Origin of the sequence: Sphingomonas sp. Sph1(2015), from assembly GCF_001970915.1 — a bacterium.
Taxonomy (GTDB): Bacteria; Pseudomonadota; Alphaproteobacteria; order Sphingomonadales; family Sphingomonadaceae; genus Sphingomonas; species Sphingomonas parapaucimobilis.
In genome coordinates this window covers 1-20,956 of sequence record NZ_MQUI01000031.1, presented here as the reverse complement: position 1 = coordinate 20,956, position 20,956 = coordinate 1, and the positions used below count along the sequence as shown (strand labels likewise).

At 67.7% G+C, this 20,956-nt stretch carries 17 protein-coding genes; 8 read left to right on the top strand and 9 right to left on the bottom strand.

Translation table 11 applies throughout. From position 1 onward, the window contains the following. Positions 1–29: 29 nt before the first annotated feature. The 6 genes from BSZ14_RS12875 to copD all read left to right on the top strand — a co-directional run bounded on the left by BSZ14_RS12875 (position 30) and on the right by copD (position 6,907). Positions 30–1,403 carry an aminotransferase class III-fold pyridoxal phosphate-dependent enzyme gene (locus BSZ14_RS12875; protein ID WP_076711234.1) on the top strand — a complete coding sequence of 458 codons (1,374 nt, stop codon included), beginning with the start codon at positions 30–32 and terminating at the stop codon, positions 1,401–1,403. Between the two features lie 43 nt (positions 1,404–1,446). Further along, positions 1,447–1,941: an Lrp/AsnC family transcriptional regulator gene (locus tag BSZ14_RS12870; RefSeq protein WP_042488380.1), complete on the top strand. Its 495-nt coding sequence runs from the start codon at positions 1,447–1,449 to the stop codon at positions 1,939–1,941. 15 nt (positions 1,942–1,956) lie between these two features. Then, on the top strand, positions 1,957–3,114 hold the full coding sequence (locus BSZ14_RS12865; RefSeq protein WP_042488383.1) for a M20 aminoacylase family protein: 1,158 nt from the start codon (positions 1,957–1,959) through the stop codon (positions 3,112–3,114). 233 nt (positions 3,115–3,347) lie between these two features. Further along, entirely contained in the window at positions 3,348–5,564 is a 2,217-nt protein-coding gene (locus BSZ14_RS12860; RefSeq protein ID WP_076711233.1) for a TonB-dependent siderophore receptor, read from the top strand. A 121-nt stretch (positions 5,565–5,685) separates the two neighbouring features. Next, complete coding sequence (copC, locus tag BSZ14_RS12855; RefSeq protein WP_042488386.1) at positions 5,686–6,048, top strand: copper homeostasis periplasmic binding protein CopC; 363 nt, start codon at positions 5,686–5,688, stop codon at positions 6,046–6,048. A gap of 4 nt (positions 6,049–6,052) precedes the next feature. Next, complete coding sequence (gene copD / locus BSZ14_RS12850; protein WP_076711232.1) at positions 6,053–6,907, top strand: copper homeostasis membrane protein CopD; 855 nt, start codon at positions 6,053–6,055, stop codon at positions 6,905–6,907. Positions 6,908–6,991: 84 nt separating this feature from the next. Here the strand turns inward: copD and BSZ14_RS12845 are convergent, their stop codons facing one another. From BSZ14_RS12845 to adh, 9 genes are all read right to left on the bottom strand, one after another. Continuing rightward, the gene (locus tag BSZ14_RS12845; protein WP_241823750.1) at positions 6,992–7,735 is read right to left on the bottom strand and encodes a DUF4198 domain-containing protein; all 744 of its coding nucleotides are present in this window, start codon (positions 7,733–7,735) and stop codon (positions 6,992–6,994) included. Positions 7,736–7,974: 239 nt separating this feature from the next. Then, entirely contained in the window at positions 7,975–11,208 is a 3,234-nt protein-coding gene (locus tag BSZ14_RS12840) for an efflux RND transporter permease subunit (RefSeq protein WP_042488397.1), read from the bottom strand. After that, positions 11,205–12,365, bottom strand: coding sequence for an efflux RND transporter periplasmic adaptor subunit (locus BSZ14_RS12835; protein WP_076711231.1), 1,161 nt, complete (start codon positions 12,363–12,365; stop codon positions 11,205–11,207). The genes BSZ14_RS12840 and BSZ14_RS12835 overlap by 4 nt, the downstream gene beginning before the upstream one ends. Beyond that, positions 12,362–13,618, bottom strand: a complete 1,257-nt coding sequence (locus BSZ14_RS12830; protein ID WP_076711230.1) for a TolC family protein — start codon at positions 13,616–13,618, stop codon at positions 12,362–12,364. The genes BSZ14_RS12835 and BSZ14_RS12830 overlap by 4 nt, the downstream gene beginning before the upstream one ends. Positions 13,619–13,673: 55 nt before the next feature. Next, positions 13,674–14,012: a hypothetical protein gene (locus BSZ14_RS12825; RefSeq protein WP_139330441.1), complete on the bottom strand. Its 339-nt coding sequence runs from the start codon at positions 14,010–14,012 to the stop codon at positions 13,674–13,676. A gap of 211 nt (positions 14,013–14,223) precedes the next feature. After that, positions 14,224–14,736 (bottom strand): GNAT family N-acetyltransferase, encoded by a 513-nt coding sequence (locus tag BSZ14_RS12820; protein WP_076711246.1) that lies wholly within the window; start codon positions 14,734–14,736, stop codon positions 14,224–14,226. Positions 14,737–14,796: 60 nt separating this feature from the next. After that, positions 14,797–16,311 (bottom strand): acetyl-CoA hydrolase/transferase family protein, encoded by a 1,515-nt coding sequence (locus BSZ14_RS12815; RefSeq protein WP_076711228.1) that lies wholly within the window; start codon positions 16,309–16,311, stop codon positions 14,797–14,799. A 73-nt stretch (positions 16,312–16,384) separates the two neighbouring features. Continuing rightward, positions 16,385–17,419: an alcohol dehydrogenase AdhP gene (gene adhP, locus BSZ14_RS12810; protein WP_042488410.1), complete on the bottom strand. Its 1,035-nt coding sequence runs from the start codon at positions 17,417–17,419 to the stop codon at positions 16,385–16,387. A gap of 70 nt (positions 17,420–17,489) precedes the next feature. Further along, positions 17,490–19,001, bottom strand: coding sequence for an aldehyde dehydrogenase (adh, locus tag BSZ14_RS12805; protein ID WP_076711227.1), 1,512 nt, complete (start codon positions 18,999–19,001; stop codon positions 17,490–17,492). A gap of 186 nt (positions 19,002–19,187) precedes the next feature. Between adh and BSZ14_RS12800 the strand changes: the two genes are divergently transcribed. Both BSZ14_RS12800 and BSZ14_RS12795 read left to right on the top strand, forming a co-directional pair. After that, positions 19,188–20,228 (top strand): sigma-54-dependent Fis family transcriptional regulator, encoded by a 1,041-nt coding sequence (locus BSZ14_RS12800; RefSeq protein WP_076711226.1) that lies wholly within the window; start codon positions 19,188–19,190, stop codon positions 20,226–20,228. An 83-nt stretch (positions 20,229–20,311) separates the two neighbouring features. Next, complete coding sequence (locus BSZ14_RS12795) at positions 20,312–20,848, top strand: hypothetical protein (RefSeq protein ID WP_076711225.1); 537 nt, start codon at positions 20,312–20,314, stop codon at positions 20,846–20,848. Positions 20,849–20,956: the final 108 nt, after the last annotated feature.

Below are 20,956 nucleotides of genomic sequence, written 5' to 3'. Positions count from 1 at the left end.
TGGCGTCACCACAGACAACAAGGCCAGACATGCTCTCCAATTCGCTGATCGAGGCGGATCGCCGCCACCTCATCCACCCGGTCACGGCGTGGCGCGGGCACGAGGCGCGGGGTGCGACCGTGCTGACGCAAGGCCAGGGGATGTACCTGACCGACAGCGACGGCAACCGCCTGCTCGATGCGTTCGCTGGGCTGTGGTGCGTCAATATCGGTTATGGCCATGACAGCGTCGTCGAGGCCGCCGCCGAGCAGATGCGGCGCCTGCCCTATGCCACCGGTTATTTCTCCTATGCCAGCGAACCCGCGATCCGGCTGGCCGAGCGACTTGCGACCCTCGCCCCCCAGGGCTTGGAACGCGTCTATTTCACGCAGGGCGGTTCGGACTCGGTCGACTCGGCGCTGCGCTTCATCGTCCATTACTGGAATGCCAGGGGACGGCCGACCAAGAAGCACGTCATCGCGCTCGACAAGGGCTATCACGGCTCGTCGTCGAACGGGGCGGGCATCACCGGCCTGCCCGCCTTCCACCGGCTGTTCGATCTGCCGCATCACTGGCAGCATCATATTCCGGCCCCCTATCCCTATCGCCATGCGGCCGGTGCCGATCCGCAAGCGGTGATCGATGCCAGCGTCGCGGCGCTGAAGGACAAGGTCGCCGAACTCGGCGCCGACCATGTCGCGGCCTTCTTCGCCGAGCCGGTGCAGGGCTCCGCCGGGGTGATCGTGCCGCCCAAAGGCTGGCTGGCCGCGATGCGCGCCGCCTGCACCGAACTCGGCATCCTGCTGGTGGTCGACGAGGTCATCACCGGCTTCGGACGCACCGGCCCCATGTTCGCCTGCGAACATGAAGGCGTGTCGCCCGACCTGATGACGCTGGCGAAGGGGCTGACGGCCGGGTACGTCCCGATGGGTGCGGTGCTGATGTCGGCCGACATCTATGCCGGGATCGCCGATGGCCCCGACAACCATCTGCCGGTCGGGCATGGTGCCACCTATTCGGGGCATCCGGTCTCGGCGGCCGTCGCGATGGCGGTGCTCGACCTGTATGAAGGCGGCATCCTGGCGAACGGTATCGCCCGTACGCCGCAGCTGGCCGCCGGGCTGGCGGCGATTGCGGACCACCCGCTGGTCGGCGACGTGCGGCAGGCGGGCATGCTGGCGGGAATCGAACTGGTCGCGGACAAGGCCGCGAAGACACGCTTCGACCCGGCGCTGGGTCTGCCCGACCGGCTGTCGCGGGCGGGCCATGCCAACGGCATCATCTTCCGCGCCTTTGCCGACGGGACGATCGGGCTGGCGCCTGCGATCAGTTGCGGCGAGGAGGACATGGCCACCTTGCTTGCGCGGCTGACGCGCACGTTGGATGATGTCATCGAGCAGCCGGAGGTGCGCAGCATATTGTGATGCGCGTATCTCGCACGGGGAATGAAGGGGTATATCCGCCACCATGACGTCAGCGCCCAAACTCGATCGACTGGACTTTCGTATTCTGGCGCAGTTGCAGCGCAATGGGCGGATCACCAATGTCGACCTGGCCGATGCCGTCGGCCTGTCGCCCAGCCCCTGCCTGTCGCGGGTCAAGCGGCTGGAAAAGGCGGGCTATATCACCGGCTATGGCGCGCATGTCGCGCTGGCCAAGCTGGGCGAGACGCTGACCGTCTTTACCGAGGTGACGTTGAAGGATCACCGCACCGGCGACTTTTCCCGGTTCGAGCAGCGCGCACGCAACGTGCCGGAAATCGTCGAATGCCACCTGGTCAGCGGCGGTTACGACTATCTGGTCAAGTTCATCACCCGCAACGTCTCGCAATATCAGGAGCTGATCGAGTCGATTCTCGACAGTGATTTCGGGATCGAGAAATATTTCAGCTACATCGTCCTCAAGTCGCCGATCGTGAAGCGCTATGACCCGATCGAAACCTTGTTCGAGGATCGCGGCTGACACCATCACGAAGGTATGCCCATGCCCATCGACGCCCAGGAACTCGATCATCTCACCGCGTTGCGCCGCGATCTGCACGCGCATCCCGAACTGGGTTTCCACGAACATCGCACCGCCGGGATCGTCGCGGAGGCGCTCCGCGAGGCCGGGTTGGCGGTGACGACGGGGGTCGGCGGCACCGGCGTGGTCGGCACGCTGCGCAACGGCCCCGGCAACGGCGCGATCGGTTTTCGCGCGGACATGGATGCGCTGCCCTTCGCCGAGGCGACGGGGCTGGCCCATGCCAGCACGGTGCCGGGGGTCTTCCATGGCTGCGGTCATGACGGGCATAGCGCGACGCTGATCGGCGCGGCGCGGCATCTGGCGCGGATGCGCGATTTCTCCGGCACGATCCACTTTATCTTCCAGCCCGCCGAGGAAGGACTGGGCGGGGCCGATGCGATGGTGCGCGACGGCCTGTTCGAGCGGTTCCCGTGCGACCGGGTGTTTGCGCTCCACAACTGGCCCGACCTGCCGCTGGGCAGCGCGCGGACGCGGGCCGGGCCGATCATGGCGGCGGCGGACCGGTTCGACATCACCATTTCGGGGCGCGGCGGCCATGCCGCCATGCCGCACCAGACGCCCGATGCGATCCTGGCGGCGGCGACCCTGATCGGCGAGCTGAACACCATCGTCGCCCGCCGCGTCGCCCCGACCGAGAGCGCGGTGCTGTCGGTCACGAAGGTGACGGGCGGCGACTCGCACAATGTGATTCCGGCGCAGGTGAGTTTGACCGGCACCGTCCGCACCTTCTCCACCGCGGTGCAGGACCGGATCGAGCAATCGCTGCGCGCAATCTGCGAGGGCGTCGCACGGGCGAGCGAGACGCAGGTGGCGGTCGATTATGTCCGCTATTACCCGGCGACGATCAACGATGCCGATTGCGCGGAGATCGCGCTGGCGGCGGCGCGCGCAGTCTGCCCCGATGCGAAGGCGGCACCCGATCCGGCTTTCACGTCGGAGGATTTCGCCTTCATGCTGCGCGCGCGGCCGGGGGCCTATCTGTGGCTGGGGCAGCGCGACGAAGAGCATGTCGCGCCGCTTCATCACCCCGGTTACGATTTCAACGATGCCGCCATCCCGACCGGCATCGCCTGGTTCGCGCAGCTGGCGCGGACCCTTCTGCCGGCCTGACTCCAAACCGGCAGCCAGTCCCCGGCAGGATCGCGTCGGCCCGGCACGCGCAAATCCGCATTTCGTTCCGATCCTGTCATGGCTTCGCAATAAAATGCTTGTCGCGGCTGCCCATCATGTCGCCATCGCAGAGAGGGCGCCACATCGGCCCGCCGGTCCAGGGACCAGGACGAAGGCCAGGACGCCGTCGAGTTGAGGACGACGCGACATCCATTGAAGTCTTGGGGGATCCTATGCGCTACCGACATCTGCTATCGTTGAGCGTCGCCGGTCTGGCGATGACGACATCCACGGCGGCCTGGGCACAGACCATGCCGGTGGCGTATCACGACACGGCCGGGGCGGCCGGTCCGGGCACGGAACCCGACACCGCGGGGGCGGCGGAAGGGCAGCAGGCGGACATCGTCGTGCAGGGCCAGCGTCAGCAATATGTGGCCAACGTTCCCACGATCGAGGTGCCGCAGAGCATCCAGGTCCTGTCGGCCGAAACATTGCGCGATGCCGGCGTGACCCGGCTGGACAATGCGCTGGACTTCGCGACCGGCATCGCGCGGCAGAATAATTTCGGCGGCCTGTTCGATGTGTTCGCCTGTCGCGGCTTCTCGGGGGATGAAGGCACGGCGAGCAATTATCTGGTCAATGGCTTCAACGCCGCGCGCGGCTATGGCGGGTCGCGCGACACGTCCAATGTCGAACAGATCCAGGTGCTGAAAGGCCCCAATTCCTCGCTGTTCGGGCGCGGGGAGCCAGGCTGCACCGTCAACATCATCACCAAGAAGCCGGGCTTCGTCCTACATGGCGGTGCAATCCTGTCAGCGGGCAGCTTCAACACCTATCGCAGCGAGGGCGATTTCAACGTGCCGCTGTCGTCGCGAGTCGCGATGCGCGTGACCGGCGCGGCGGAATCGGCCGACAGCTTCCGCGACTTCAATTCCAGCCGGAAGATCACGGTCACGCCGTCCTTCCTGGTCAAGCTGGGCGAGGACAGCTCGGCCAGCTATGAGTTCGAGTATATCGACCAGAAGGTAACTTTCGACCGCGGTATCGTCGCACCGACCGGCAACCTGTCGCTGGTCCCGCGCAACCGCTTCTTCGGCGAGCCTGGCGATGGTCCCGTCCATGTCCGCGCCATGGGGCATCAGGCCCAGTTGCAGCATGACTTCGACAGGAACTGGTCGATCATCCTGGGTATCGGCTATCGCGACACATTCTTCCGGGGCGTGTCGACCGAGGCCGAGCTGGCGGCGGGGCGTCAGCGGCTCTATTCCGACGGCATCACCCTGTCCCGCCAGCGCCGCGACCGCGATTACAAGACCACCGACCTGACCTTCCGTGGCGAGTTGAGCGGCAAGTTCGATACCGGGCCGCTGACCCATCACATGATCATCGGCGCGGACTGGGACGATTACGAACTGGATATCCTCCAGAATCGCTACCGTCCGCCCGCCGTCGCGTCGCAGGCCGCCGGAAATCTGGCGGCGGGCAACCGCATCGACATCTTCAACCCGGTCTATGGCAAGCGGCCCGCGGCGGGTGCGTTCCAGAGCTATCTGGAGCGGCAATATAGCTGGGGCGCCTATCTTCAGGACCAGATCGACGTCACCGACGCGCTGAAAATCCGCGCGGGCGGACGTTACGACCAGTTCGAGCAGATCATCGACGACCGCGCCGCGCGTCGCCGGACGCAGCAGCTGCGCACCGCGTTCAGCCCCTCGGTGGGCGCGACCTATCTGTTCGGGCCGCATGTCTCGCTCTACGCCAATTACGGGCGCGGCTTCCGTCCCAACAACGGCACCGATGCGAACAACAACGCCTTCGTGCCCGAGCGCACGACGTCGTACGAGGCGGGGGCCAAGGTTTCGCTGCTCCGCCAGCGGCTGACCGGCACGGTCGCGCTGTTCAAGACGACCAAGAGCAACGTGCTGACCGCCGACCCCGTCAACGCCAATTTCTCGCTCGCCGTCGGCAAGGCGCGCAGCAAGGGCGTCGAGGCCGAGCTGTCGGGCCAGCTGCCCGCCGGGTTCCGGGTGCAGTTCAACTATGCCTATATCGATGCCGAGGTGGCGCAGAACGCCCTCGATCCCAATTTCGGGTTCGGCCTGCGCGAGGGCGATCCGCTGCTCAATATCGCCAAGAACAGCGGCAGCGCGCTGGTCTTCAAGGACTTCGACATCGGCGAAAAGCGCCTGACCCTCGGTGCGGGCGTGAACTATGTCGGCAAGCGGCTGGGCGAGACCGGCTTCCGCTTCGCCAATGGCGATTTCTATTACCTGCCTGCCTATACGTTGACCCGCGTGACGGCGGCGTTCGAGGCGACCGACCGGCTGCGCATCTCGGGTGAGGTCACGAACCTGTTCAACGTCCATTACTTCCCCAGCTCCTATTCGCGGCTGTGGACGCTGCCCGGCGCGCCGCGCCAGTTCATGGTGCGGGTTGGCTATTCCTACTGACCGACGGGCGGTCGCCCCCGCCCGGCATGGCCCCAAAAAAGGGCGTGTCGGCGGAGGGGCGGCCGCTTTGCCTGCGTAAGGGTGGGTGACGGCAATTCACCCCCAATCGGAGTTTGATCCCATGCGTCGTATCCTGCTCGCCCTGACCCTGGTCGCGTCCCTTTCCGCGCCCGTGCTGGCGCATCCCAAGCTGCTGTCGGCCAGCCCCGCGGCCGACGCCACGGTCACGACCGCGCCGCGCACGCTGGTGCTCAACTTCTCCGAAACCCTGCTTGCGCCGATGTCGGGCGCCGAGCTGACGATGATCATGCCGGGCATGGCCGCACATGTCATTCCGACAAAGACCTCGGTCGGGGCGGACGGCCGCTCGCTGGTCCTGACCCTCGCCGCGCCGTTGCCACGTGGTCAGTATCAGGTCGCCTGGCATGTCGTATCCGCCGACACCCACCGCGTCACCGGCAGCTACAAGATCCAGGTCGGCTGACCCCATGATGCAGGTTGCGCTGATCCTGGTGCGGGGATTGTCGCTGGCCATCCTGCCTGGACTGTTCGGGCTCGCACTGTTCGCGAAGATACGGCGGTGGCCGCTGATGGCGGTCACTGCCTTTGCAATTTCGGTGTCGGCGATCGGCTTCGTCCTGCTGGCCGTCGCGATGACCGGCGGCGATCCGGGGGCGCTGAGCGGAGAATTGCTGGCCATGCTACTGCGCGACACCGCGCCGGGGCTGGCCTTTGTCATGCGGATATTGCTGCTGGCGGCGTTGCTGGTCACGCTGCTGGCGCGGCCGATGGTGCCACGCTGCGCTGTCGCGCTGTTCGCGGCGGCCGCGACCGCGACGCTGGCCTGGAACGGGCATGGCGCGATGGATCCCGGCGCGCTCGGCTGGGTCCATCTGGGGGCGGACATCGTCCATATGCTGGCGGCCGGAGCCTGGATCGGCGCGCTGGTCGTCTTTGCCGGGCTTGTCCTCCGCCGTGCCCCCGATCGGGAGGAAGCGACCCGCGCCCTGGCGGGATTTGCCGGGGCGGGGAGCGTGATCGTCGCCGCCATCCTGGCGACGGGCCTCGTCAATGCGGCGAGGCTGATCGGTGTCGACGGTATCGCTCGGCTGCCGGACACCCTTTACGGGCGGCTGATGATCGTCAAGCTGTTGCTGTTCGGGGCCATGCTGGGGCTGGCCTCGGCCAATCGCTTCGTGTTGACGCCGGGCCTGCTCGCGTCGGGCGACAGGGGGCTGCGGCACCTGCGGATCAGCCTGTCGCTGGAGCTTGCCGCCGCCGTCCTGATCGTCGGACTTGTCGGCTGGGCGGGGACAGCCGAGCCGCCGGTCTCCGCCGGCTGACCCACCCGCGCCATGTGCGAGGGCGGGCGACGCAGCGAGCATCAGGGGCAGGATGCGATAGCGCATCCCGCTGGAGGGCTGGGTTCATTCTTCGGGCGCATGCGGCAGGGTGAAGGCGAGCGTCGCGGTATGTTCGTAACGGTCGATCTTGGTCGGCTGGTCCGAGGGTGAGACATAGACGGCGCGCAGCACGTTCAGCCCCTGGTTGCGCACGGGCAGGGTGACCCGGCCGTCCGCGCCGGTCGCGACCTCGGCCGCGTCGGGGTCGTTGACCATGTCGTTGATGACCGTCGCGCCCGCGATCGGCTTGCCCTTGAAGTATACGCGATAGGTCATCGGCGTGCCCAGCTTGGCGGGCAAAGCGCCGACCGGCACGATCTGCAGCGTCTGCGCCGGGATCAGCGGCACCGGCTTGGTCAGGGGGCCATGGATCATCGTGGCATATTTGATCGTCGTCTCGCTCTTGACCGCGTTCGGCACCTCATCCTTGGACTTCTTGACGAATTCGCCGTCGGGCAGCTTGGACCATGTGCCATTCTGCAGCACCGCGCTGACGATGGTCGGCGGCGCTTCGGTGTCGACCAGCACGACCGGCCCCGCCGTGCGCAGCTGCGCGCCGATCGGGTTCAGCTCGGCATCCCAGGCCTGGACGCTTTCCATATGGGGCTGGCGCTTGACCGCCTCCAGGTCGTCGGCGCCGATGCCATAGACGATGGCGATCTGCTTGGCGCGCTGCGCGAACCAGATGCCGTGAGCATCCGCCAGCGCGGGGATCAGGAGCCCTGCGGTCAGGGCGGTGGACCAGATCGGTGTCATTCGCTTCGCCACGTCATCACTCCTTTGCCAATGTCCCGAAAGGCTAGAGTCGAAAACGATCGACTCTGCTCACCCCTCCCCTTCAGGGGAGGGCTAAAACCGTGCAATGCTGATCGCTTTCAACTCTAGGCGTGGATCGTCCGCAGCTTTGATCGTCTTTTGCATTTTCCGCGAACAAGATGCCGTGACGGGGGGCGGGTTGAAGCATGTCTGGTGCCCGCCCCCGGACGGTGCCGGGGGCGGGCGGCGGCTCAGGCCTCGGCCAGTGCCCCGGGACGGCGGGGGCGCCCCCGCGATTTCGTCCAGCGCGACACCCAGGCGGTGATCGCGGGCAGGACGACCAGCGTCAGCGCAGTGGAGGTGATAAGCCCGCCGATGACCACCGTCGCCAGCGGCCGCTGCACCTCCGCCCCCGTGCCGGTCGCCAGCGCCATCGGCACGAAGCCCAGTGAGGCGACCAGCGCGGTCATCAGGACGGGGCGCACCCGCTCCATCGCGCCATCGGCGATCGCACGATCATCCTCCTCACCCAGCGCGCGGTGCCGGGCGATGGCGCTCATCATGACCAGGCCGTTCAGCACCGCCACGCCCGACAGCGCGATGAAGCCGACGGCTGCGGTGATCGAGAAGGGGATGCCCCGGAGCAGCAGCGCGAAGACGCCCCCCGCCAGCGCCATCGGCACCGCCGAGAACACGATCAGGGCGGGCACGAAGCCGCCCAGCGCCATGAACAGCAGCGCATAGATGGCCAAGAAGCAGATCGGCACCACCAGCATCAGGCGAAGCCGCGCCGATTGCAGGCTCTGAAAGGTGCCGCCCCAGTCGGTGTACATGCCCGGTGGCAGGGGCATTTTCGCGATCCGTGCCTCGGCTTCCTCGACGAAGCCGCCCAGGTCGCGGTCGCGGACATTGACCTGCACGGTTATCATCCGCTTGCCATTCTCGCGGCTGATCTGGTTCAGCCCCTGGGTATAATGGAAGCTCGCCACCTCGCGCAAGGGCACCGAGCGCGCCGTCTGCCCCTCGACGGCGGGGAGCATCACCGGGATCGCGCCCAGCGTGTCGATATCGTCGCGCTGCACGTCGGGCAGGCGGACGACGACGGCGAAGCGGCGATCCCCCTCGAACAACAGTCCCGCCTCACGCCCGCCCAGCGCCGCCGCGACGGTGGCGGTGATCGCGTCGACCGACAGGCCCAGGCGACCGGCCGCCTGGCGATCGATCCGCACGTCGAAGGTCGGCGCGCCATCGGTCTGCTCGACGCTGACGTCGGCCGCGCCGGGAATGGTGCGGACGGCATCGGCGATCTTCCGGGCCTCTGCCCCCATGGCGTCCAGGTCGTCGCCGTACAGCTTGATCGCGACATCGGCCCGCACCCCCGCGATCAGCTCGTTGAAGCGCATCTGGATCGGCTGCTGGATTTCCGTGCGGTTGCCGATCACCTGCTTCATCCGCTCCTCGACGCGGCGGATGATGTCCGCTTTGGTTCGCACCTCGGCGGGCCATTCGCCCTCGGGCTTGGGGATGACATAGGTGTCGGAGGCATTGGGCGGCATCGGGTCGGTGCCCAGATCGGCATTGCCGTTCTTGGAAAAGACCAGGGCGACCTCGGGCAGCGTCTTCAGTGCCTTCTCGATCCGCATCTGCATCTGCGTCGACTGGTCGATCGAGGCGGACGGGATACGGAAATTGGTGACGGTAATGTCCTTCTCGTCCAGCTGCGGCATGAACTCCTCGCCGAGCAGGCCGAAGCCCAGGGCCGCCGCCACGAACACCGCCACCCCGCCCAGCACGAAGGGGCGGGGCCGGGCGATGGCACGGGCCAGCACCGGGGCATAGCGCGCCTTGAACCAGCGGATGGGCCGCACTTCGCTTTCCTCGACCCGGCCCTTGATCAGGATCGCGATCATCGCGGGCACGAAGGTCAGCGACAGGATGAAGGCGCAGGCGAGTGCGATCATCAGCGTGATCGCCATCGGGGCGAAGGTCTTGCCCTCCACCCCCTGGAACGTCAGGAGCGGCGCGAAGGCGAGGAAGATGATCCCCTGGCCATAGACGGTCGGCCGGATCATCTCGCGCGCCGAGGCGGCGGTCGTCTCCAGCCGTTCCGCGCGGGTCAGCAGCCGCCCCTCGATATGCTGGCGCTCCGCCAGATGGCGCAGGGCGTTCTCGACGATGATGACCGCCCCGTCGACGATCAGCCCGAAGTCGAGCGCGCCCAGGCTCATCAGATTGCCCGACACGCCCAGCATGTTCATGCCCGTCGCGGTCATCACCATGGTGATCGGGATGACGGCGGCGGTGATCAGCGCGGCGCGGACATTGCCCAGCAGCAGGAACAGCACCACGATGACCAGCAGCGCGCCCTCGACCAGATTCTTCCGGACGGTGGCGATGGTCGCGTCGACCAGCTTCGACCGGTTGTAGACCGGCTCGGCAAAGACGTCGGGGGGCAGGGTACGGTTGATCTGGTCCAGCTTGTCGGCGACCGCCGTGGCGACGACGCGGCTGTTTTCGCCGACCAGCATCAGCACGGTCGAGATGACCGCCTCCGACCCCATGCGGCTGCCCGAGCCGGTGCGGACCGCGCCGCCGATCGTCACCTGGCCGACATCGCGTACCCGGACCGGCACGGCGTTGCGGGTGGCGACGACGGCGTCCTGAATGTCCTCGATCGACTTCAGCCGGGCGTCGGCCCGCACGAGGAAGTTCTCGCCCGCACGGCGGACATAATTCGCCCCCGCCGAGACATTGGCGCGCTCGACCGCATCGGCCAGCTCGGTCATCGCGATGCCATAGGCGGCAAGCGCCGACAGATTGGGCTCGATCAGATACTGCTTCACATAGCCGCCATTGGAGTCGACGCCCGCGACGCCCTTCACCGTGCGCATCTGCGGGCGGATGATCCAGTCCTGGACGGTGCGCAGATACGCGGCCTTCGCCAGCTCGGTGGTCAGCCGCTCGCCCTCGGGCGTCAGATAGCTGCCGTCGCGCTGCCAGCCCGGCTTGCCGTCGATCCGGGGGGCGCCGCGCCCGTCGGGATGGCGAAAGGCGATGGAGTAGAAGAAGATCTCACCCAAACCGGTGCTGAGCGGCGCGAGATTGGGCTGGACGCCGACGGGCAGGCTGTCCTTGGCCTGGGCCAGCCGCTCGGCGATCTGCTGCCGCGCGAAATAGATGCTGGTCGCGTCGGTGAACACCGCCGTCACCTGGCTGAAGCCGTTGCGCGACAGCGAGCGGGTCATCTCCAGACCCGGTATGCCCGCCAAGGCGGTCTCGATGGGGAAGGTCACCTGCTTCTCGACATCGACCGGCCCCAATGAGGGGACGAAGGTGCTGACCTGTACCTGTCGATTGGTCACGTCGGGCACCGCGTCGATGGGCAGCATCGTGATCTGCCACGCGCCGAACGCTACGACGGCGAGCGTCAGGACGGCGACCAGCCAGCGCAGGCGGACCGAGCCGGAGAGGATGGCGGCGATCATTCCTCGCCCCCCATGTCCTTTTCGAGTTCGGCCTTGATCAGGAAGGCGTTGGTCGTGGCGATCCTCGTGCCCGCCGCGATGCCCCCGGCGATGGCGACCATGCCGTTCGAGCGGCCCGCGATCGTCACCGGCCGGGCGCGGAAGCCCTGGGCTGTGCGGACGAAGACCATGTCCCGCCCGCCCAGTGTCTGCACCGCGTCCTGCGGGATCGTGATGCCGTCATGGGCGACGCCCCCACTGGCGAAGATGCGCGCCTGGACCAGCTGGCCGGGCGAAAGCGTGTCGGCGGAGGCCTGCGGCGTGACGATGATGGTCGCGGTACGCGACTGCGGATCGACGACGCCGGTCGCGGCGCGGACCCGGCCCGCCACGCCTTGGCCGTCGCGGGTCAGCAATTCGACCCGGTCGCCGACCCGGATGCGGGCGGCTTCGGCCGGGGGCACGGCGGCGGCGACCTCCAGGCGACGGGGATCGGCGACATGGAACAGATCGGCCTCGGCGGTGACATATTGGCCCAGCCGTGCGGCCGCCATCGTCACGCGTCCGGCGATCGGGCTGATGACGGCCACCGATCGCCCGTCGCCGGTGACGCGCGCCGCGCCCGCGGCCGCACTCGCACGCAGCGCATCGGCCTGTGCCACGGCAAGATTGGCCTGCGCCGAATCATAATCGGCGCGCGGCGAAACCCCCTGCGCCAGCAATCCGCGCTCACGCTCCAGCTGTCGCCGCGCCAACCCGACCCGCGCGGCGGCGGCGGCGCGGTCGGCGGTGATCTGCGAGGCGTCGCGGCTTTCGATCAGCGCCACTGTCTGCCCGGCGCGCACCGCATCGCCCATGCGGACGAGGATGCGGGTGATGGTGCCCGGCGCGCGGGCGGTAAGCACCGCATCCGCATCGGGCGTCGCCTGGACGGTGGCGGCGGCGATGACCGCGCGGCCCAGCCCGCCCGTGTCCGCAGGTGCGACGGCGATCTGTGACGCCGCGATAGCTTGCGGAGAGATGGCGAGCGTTTCGCGCGGCCCTTTTTCGACGGCGGCCTGGGTGGTCGGGGCGGGGGATGCGTTCGGCCGGGTCAGCCGGGCCGCCCCAAAGCCCAGGGCGGCGGCGGCCACGAGGCCGAGCGCGGCTCCGGTGGACAGACGATATTGGGGGGTCATTGAACCGGTTCTCCGGTGATGCTGAGGCCCGCGAGGCGGGCGAGCGTGGCGCGCGCGTCGAAGCGGGCGATGTCGGCGTCCAGGATGACGCCGCGCGCGGCACCCAGATTGTGGCGGGCGGACAGCAGCTCGATCAGCGGGGCCTTGCCCGCCTCATAGGCGATGCGCGCCAGCCGATAGGCTTCCTCGGCGGTCGCCAGTGTTCGCTTTGCCGCCGTTGCGCGGGCATCGGCCGCGTCGATCTGGGCGCGGGCGGCGTGGGTGCCCGCCTCTGCTTCCAGTCGGGTGGCGGCGGCACGCGCTTCCATGCCCCACAGTTCGGCCTGGGCGGCGGCGATATTGCCCCGGTTGCGATCGAACACCGGCAAGGGAATCGTGACGCCCGCAACGATGGCGGGGCCATTGGCGACCCGCAACTGGCGCACGCCCAGCTGTGCGGTGATGTCGGGCGTCGCGCGGCGTTGCTGCACGGTGACGGCGCGGGCGGCGGCTTCGCGCTCGGCCTGGGCCAGCTTCACGGCGGCGCTCTGCATCGGGTCGACCGGACCACTGGCCAGGCGGGCGTCCATCCGGTCGATCAGGGACTCGGCCAGCGCCGTATAGGGCCTTGGCGACCCCGCCATCGCCGCCAGCCGGGCGAGCGCGCCGACCCGCTGCGCGCGGGCGACCTCCAGGTCCGATTCCATCGTGTGGAGTTCGGTTTCGGCCTGCACCTGACGCAGCCTAGCTTCCTTGCCGGCCGCGACCAGCGCGCGCGAGACTTTCAGCACGTCCGTGGCCTCCTCCACCTCGTCTTCGGCCAGTGCGATGCGGCGGTCGGCGATTTCGGCTGCGGCATAGGCGCGGGCGAGCTCGGTGGCGAAGGCGACTCGCCCCTCTCTGCTGCGGGCCTGGGCCACTGCCATCCCCGCATCCCCGGCGGCGATCCGCGCGGCACGTTTGCCGCCCAGTTCGATCGGCTGGTCGATCTGAAAGGTCGTCTGCTGCTGGTCGCGGGCATTGGTGCGCAGATCGCCTGCAAAATTCTCGCCATAGAGGTTGATCGAGGGATTGGGGCGCGCGCGGGCCTGCTCGGCAAGGCCGCGCGCCTGCGCCACATCGGCATCCAGCGCGGCGATGCGTGGCGCCTCGCGGGCCTGGCGCAGCAACTGTGCGAAGGGCGGCGCGATCTGCGCCCAGCCTGCGCCGGGGCAGAGCGCCGCCAGCGTACCGGCCAGCGCAATCCTGCGCGACCGGCGAATGAAACCGTTCATATCTGTCCGTCCCTGCCACAATGAAGCCTGTCGACGCCGAGGCGCCGGACCGGGTTCAGCTGCGTGGCGGTCGCAACAGGGCGGCGGGGTCGGTGCCGCCGGGCAGGTCGTCGCTGGCGATCGCCCAGTTTGGCGCGACGATGCGGATCAGATGAAGGGGTGTCGCTACCCCGCCATGAACGATCCACTGGCCGATCGCGTGGGCGAGGGTATGAATGGGCGCATCGGGATCGCTGGGCGACGCCGTATGGCCGTGCAGCATGGACGCGGCGTGGACGGGATCCTCGTCATGCACCATGGCATCATGCCAGCCGGACAAGCCGATCACGCCAAGCACCGCCAGCAGGGCCAGCGCGGCGTTCAAAAAGACGGATCGGGCGTGGCGTATCGCCATGGTCGTCAGAATGACCGGGCGGCATGACGAAGGCAACCCTGCCGCTGGCATCCATCGCGCAGGATCGGCTGTGGCGGGGTGGCCTTTCGGCAGATCATCCTGTCGGCCGATACCAGCCGGAAATTCCCGGCTGGACGGACGGGCCGTCGGCGCAGAAGCCGCATGGTACGGGTCGACGGGGCCGCGCCTCTCGTGAACCCCGGCGCCTGGGTCAGGCGATGCTGCGCTTCAGCAGGACCAGCATGGGGTCGCCCTCGACGGGATGAGGTTCGAAGCCCATTTCCTTTTCGATCGTGATGGCGGAGCGGTTTTCGCGGTCCTCGAGTGCTTCGATCGTACGATATCCCCTGCGCCGCGCATGTTCGACCAGATGGTCGAGCAGCGTCCAGCCGATACCCTGTCGCTTCATGTCGCGCCGGATGGCGATGGCGGCCTCGGCGGAGGTGGACCTGTCGTCGCCCGCCAGCATTGCGGCCGCGAGGATCGATCCGTCGTCGGCAAGGGCGATCAGGCTTTCCGTGTTGCTGTCGTTCGCGGTGATCATGCCCCTGAGCCGCTCATGGCTGACCTCGCGCACGCCGGTCAGGAAACGGAAGCGCAGATCCTCGGGCGAGACATGCGCGAAAAAGGCAGCCAGCGGCGCCTCGTCCTCCCCGCGCGCGGGGCGAACGTGCAGCCGCACGCCTTGGCGGGTGACCAGCAACTCGTTGTCGGCGATCGTCATGATATCCTCCTGCATGGCCGCAACCATCAGGCTTTTTGCCGTCCGCGACATTGACCATGGTCAAGACGGCCGCATCGTTCCCGTTTCCATATAGCGTCGATGCCAGGACAGCGCCTCGGCGGGAAGCGAGGGGGCATGAAGGCCATAGGAGCCACCCTCGGCCCGCATCGCATAGTCGGCGAGCATCGGTCGGTAATCGGGATGGGCGCAGCGTTCGATCACGGCCTTCGCGCGCTGACGCGGCGACAGGCCGCGCAGGTCGGCCAGCCCCTGTTCGGTGACGATCACCTGCACGTCCTGCATGATATGGTCGACATGCGAGGCCTGCGGCACGATGGCGGAGATCTTGCCGCCCTTGGCGGTCGAGGGCGTCATGAAGATCGAGACATAGGCGTTGCGCGCGAAATCACCCGATCCGCCGATGCCGTTCTGGATGCGCGATCCCATCACCAGCGTCGAATTGACGTTGCCGTATATGTCCGCCTCGATCAGCCCGTTCATCGCGATGCACCCCAGTCGGCGGACCAGTTCGGGATGGTTGCTGATCTCCTGCGGGCGCAGGATCATGCGGTCGCGATACGCGGCCATGTTCGCGTTGAGCCGCGCCGCCGCCTGCGGGCTGAGCGAGAAGGCGGTGGCCGACGCCATACGCAGGCGCCCGGCATCGAGCAGGTCGAGCATCCCGTCCTGGATCACCTCGGTATAGGCGGTCATCGGGTCGAACGGCGCGTCGATCAGGCCGGACAGCACCGCATTGGCGATATTGCCCACCCCAGACTGGATCGGCAGCAGCGCGGGGGGCAGGCGTCCGCGCGACACTTCATGTGCCAGGAATTCGATGACGTGCCCCGCAATGGCGCGCGCGGTATCGTCGGGCGCGGCGAAGGGCAGGTTGCGGTCGGGTGCCTCGGTTTCGACGATGGCGACGATCTTGTCGGGATCGCAGGCCAGATAGGGCGTGCCGATCCGGTCGTCGGGGCGGACCAGTGGAATCGGCACGCGGTCGGGCGGCAGGCGGGTGCCGTAATAGATGTCGTGCATCCCCTCCAGCGCCGCGTCCTGCCAGCGATTGACCTCCAGGATCACGCGCTTCGCCCGGTCTGCCCAGGTCTTGTTGTTGCCGACCGAGGAGGACGGGATCAGCGAGCCGTCCGCGCGGATGCCCGATACCTCGATGATCGCGGTGTCGAGCGGGCCGAGCACGCCCTCCCACGCCATCGGCGCCACCTGGCTGAGATGCATGTCGAGATAGTCGATCTCGCCGCGGTTGATCTTCTCGCGCGCGACCGGATCGCCGCTATAGGGCAGGCGCTGGGCGATGCCGTCGACCGCCGCCAGCGCGCCGTCCAGTTCCGGGCCGGTCGAGGCGCCGGTCCACAGGTTGACGCGGAACGGATGCCCTTCGGCATGCGCCACCGCGATGCGCCGCGCCAGTGCCTGAGGCACCATCTTGGGATAGCCGGAGCCGGTGAAGCCGCTCGTCGCCACCGTCTCTCCGGGGCGGATCAGGGCGGCGGCGGTGTCGGCATCGGTGATACGCGAACGAAGGGCCGCACAGGCGATACGGTCGGTCATTATTTCTCCAGTGCCGGCGGGCGGGGCTGGCGCCGCCCCAAAACCCGCTTTCGGCGAGTTTTCAAACGGACTCTCAGGCCGTCAGGTCGAGGACGATGCGACCCTCGATCTGGCCTCGCCGCATCCGGTCGAACACCTGGTTGACGTCCTCCAGCCGCGCGGTCGAGACGGTCGCCTTCACCTTGCCCTCGGCGGCGAAGTCGAGCGATTCCTGCAGGTCGAGCCGGGTGCCGACGATCGATCCGCGCACCGTGATGCCGTTCAGGACCAGCCCGAAGATGTTGAGCGGAAAGTCGCCCGGCGGCAGGCCGTTGAGCGCCACCGTGCCGCCGCGCGCCATCATGCCGATGGCCTGCGCGAAGGCCTTTTCGCTGACCGCCGTCACCAGTGCGCCCTGCGCGCCGCCGCCGGTTTCGCGCTTGATCGCCGCGGCCGGATCGGCCTCGGTCCGGGCATTGACCGTGACCTTCGCGCCCAGCCGCCGGGCAAGGTCCAGCTTGGCGTCGTCGACATCGACCGCGGCAACGTTCAACCCCATGGCGACCGCATATTGCACCGCCATGTGACCCAACCCGCCGATGCCGGAGATGACGACGGTATCGCCCGGCTTGGTATCGGTCATCTTCAGCCCCTTATAGACCGTGACCCCGGCACAGAGCACCGGTGCGATCTCGGTAAAGCCGATATTGGCGGGCAGATGGCCGACGAAGTTCGGATCGGCGATGACGTAATCGGCAAAGCCGCCATTCACCGAATAGCCGGTGTTGAGCTGGCTCTCGCACAAGGTCTCCCACCCGCCCAGGCAGTGTACGCAGTGACCGCAGGCGGTGTAGAGCCAGGGCACGCCGACCCGGTCGCCTTCCTTCACGTGGCGAACGCCCTTGCCGACCGCCGAGACATAGCCGACGCCTTCATGCCCCGGAATGAAGGGCGGATTGGGCTTGACCGGCCAGTCGCCTTCGGCGGCGTGCAGGTCGGTATGGCACACGCCCGAGGCCTGGATCGCGACCTGGATCATGCCGTCGCTGACTTGCGGCACGGGGACTTCGTCGATGGTCAGGGGAGCACCGAATTCGCGGACGACCGCCGCCTTCATGGTCTTCGACATGGATATTCTCCTATCGTCGGAATGATGAAGCGGGGATGGGCGCGCTGGGCCGTCCCCGCCTTGACCGGGGTCAAAAGAAGCCGAGCTTCTTGGCCGAGTAGCTGACCAGCAGATTCTTGGTCTGCTGATAATGGTCGAGCATCATCCGGTGCGTCTCGCGCCCGATGCCGGAGCGCTTATAGCCTCCGAACGCCGCGTGCGCGGGATAGGCGTGGTAGCAGTTGGTCCAGACGCGCCCCGCCTGGATGGCGCGGCCCATGCGATAGGCGCGGGTGCCGTCGCGCGTCCATACGCCCGCACCCAGGCCATAGAGCGTGTCGTTGGCGATGCTCAGCGCTTCCTCATCGGTCTTGAAGGTCGCGACCGAGACCACGGGTCCGAAGATTTCCTCCTGGAAGACGCGCATCCGGTTGTTCCCGCTCAGCACCGTCGGCTTCACGTAATAGCCCTCCAGCCCCTCGGGCCGGTTGCGGGTGCCGCCGGTCAGCACCTCGGCGCCTTCGTCGCGGCCGATGTCGAGATAGCCGAGGATCTTGTCCATCTGCTCCTGCGAGGCCTGCGCGCCGACCATGGTGGCGGGGTCGAGGGGGTCGCCCTGGATCATCGCCTCGACGCGGGCGACCGCCTTTTCCATGAAGCGGTCATAGATGGACTCATGGACCAGCGCGCGGCTGGGGCAGGTGCAGACCTCGCCCTGGTTGAGCGCGAACATCGCGAAACCCTCGATCGCCTTGTCGAGATAATCGTCATCCTCGGCCGCCACGTCGCCGAAGAAGATGTTCGGGCTTTTGCCGCCCAGTTCCAGCGTGACGGGGATCAGGTTTTCCGACGCATAGGACATGATGAGCTGCCCGGTCGTCGTCTCGCCGGTAAAGGCGATCTTGGCGATGCGCGGGTTCTGGGCGAGTGGCTTGCCCGCCTCGACGCCGAAGCCGTTGACGATGTTGAGCACGCCCTCGGGCAGCAGGTCGGCGATCAGCTCGGCCAGCACCATGATCGAGGCGGGGGTCTGCTCGGCGGGTTTGAGCACCACGCAATTGCCCGCCGCCAGCGCGGGTGCGAGCTTCCAGCAAGCCATCAGCAGCGGGAAGTTCCACGGGATGATCTGCCCCACCACGCCCAGCGGTTCGTGGAAGTGATAGGCGACGGTGTCGTGGTCGATCTCCGAAATGCCGCCTTCCTGCGCGCGGATGCACCCGGCGAAATAGCGGAAATGATCGATCGCCAGCGGCAGGTCGGCGGCAGTCGTCTCGCGGATCGGCTTGCCATTGTCCCAGGTCTCGGCGGTGGCGAGGAGGGACAGGTTCTCCTCCATCCGATCGGCGATACGGTGCAGGATCAGCGCGCGCTCGGCGACGCTGGTGCGGCCCCAGCCGTCCCTGGCCTTGTGCGCGGCGTCGAGCGCCAGTTCGATATCGGCGGCCTGGCTGCGCGCGACCTGGCAGATGACCTGCCCGTCGATCGGCGATCGGTTGTCGAACCAGCGTCCGTCGACCGGATCGACCCAGCGGCCGCCAATGAAATTGCCATAGCGTTCCTTGAACGGTGCTTTGCGCGCCTTGATGGCGTCCTGGATCGTCATCGAACCTCTCCTTGGTCTGTTATGATCCAAGGCTCTGCCCGTAGCGCCCGAGGGGCAAGACGATGCGCGATGAAGTGCAGGCGATGTGGTGGACTTTCCGCCGTCGAGGCGTAGCATGTGTTGCAGGGCGCGACGCCAAAGCCGCGCCGGTGTCGCAACTTGCGACAGTGGGAAGAGGATGCGGCGATGGACGGCGCCGGAATAGAATATGGGCGTCGGGCCTTTTTCGACGAGGGGCAATTGCCGCTGGAAAGCGTGCGCCAGCCGGTGCTTCGCTCCTGGCTGCGATGCACCGATATGGGCTTGGCGCAAGGAAGGCGACGCGATGGCGATCCGCTGACCGAGAGCGAACTCAACGCGCTACGCCAGCGGCGCGAGTCGCTGCGCCGCCTGTGCCGTCCCGAGCTGGAGATGCTGGCGGGCGAGGCCCGCGATACGGGCAGCGTCGTGATCCTGGCCGACGCGGATGGCATGATCCTCGATACGATCGGCGATACCGGCTTCCTGTCGCGGGCGGCGCAGGTGGCGCTCCGGCCCGGTGTGTCCTGGACCGAGGCGAGCACCGGCACCAACGCGATCGGCACCGCCATTGCCGAGCGTCGCCCGATCGCCGTTCACGGCCCCGAGCATTTCTTCGCCGAACATGCGGTATTGAGTTGTGCGGCGACGCCGATCCTCGACCCGCGAGGCGCGATCGTCGGGGCGCTCGATATATCGGGGCCTTCGGTCAGCGGGCATGGCCATGCGCTGGGGCTGATCCGGCTGGCGGTCGACCAGATCGAGCATCGGCTGTTCCGCGACCGGTTCGCCGATTGCCGTGTTCTGCGGATGCATGATGACGCCGCGATGCTGGGCACCGCGCGCGAGGGGATATTGGTGTTCCGCGACGACCGGCTGGTCGCCGCCAACCGGCGCGGGCTTTCGCTGGTCGGGCGCAGCTGGGAGGCGCTGGACGATGCGGCACTCGGCGAACTGGTGGACATGCAGGGGCAGGCGGCGCGGGGCCGATTGCGCCTGGCCAATGGCGCGACCCTGATCGGTGGCTGGGATGCCGAGGGGCGGGGCGGCGGCGTCGAACTGGCCATGGCCACCCGCCCGTTGGCCGACGACCGCGCCGAAGCGATCGAGGCGGCGTTGGCGACGCATGGGGGCAATGTCTCGGCGGCGGCACGGCAACTGGGCGTCCATCGCAGCACGATCCACAGGCATCTCGCCCGCCAGCGCTGAATACGGCCGCCGGGCGCTTTGACCATCGTCAATGCGGGGGCCGCGTCCCTTCGTCACCAGAGGCGCGAAGGAGAAGACCCGCGATGGATCGCAACCCGCTTCAAGGCAGCGTCGTGCCGTTCGCGCGGCGCTGGCACGTCATTCAGGAAATCGACCTGATCCGCCTCTTGCAGGAGCATCGTCGTCGGCTGGCGCTATGCGGGCAGGCGGAGGCGATGGCGGACGCCTTGCCCGATCGTCCCGACGCTTCGACCATGACGCTGTTCCTGCACGCGCTCGATACGCTGGTGGAGCGGGGCGAGCAGGCGGACGGCGTCTATCTGGAGGCGATGCTGTCCAACGGGCGGGCCGATCCGCTCACCGGCACGCTCCTCGACCATGTCCGGCACCGGCATGAGGCGGATGCGGCGGCGGCGCGCGAACTGGTCGCGGCCTTTGCCGAGGCGGATGCCTTCGCCGCGCCCGAGACGTTGGGCCATATGCTGCGCAGCTTCTTCAACGGATGCCGCTGCGCGGTCGATTTCGAGCAGCTGGCCATCATCGCGCTGGCCGGACACCGACTGACCCCGGAGGCGCGCGGCCTGCTGGTCGATGCGCTGGCGGGGGCGCTGTACGACTAGAGTTGAAAGCGATCAGCATTGCACGATTTTAGCCCCTCCCCTTCAGGGGAGGGGTTGGGGTGGGGCATCGCCATGGGGGTTTCGCTCGCGGAAGCGCCCCACCCCCGG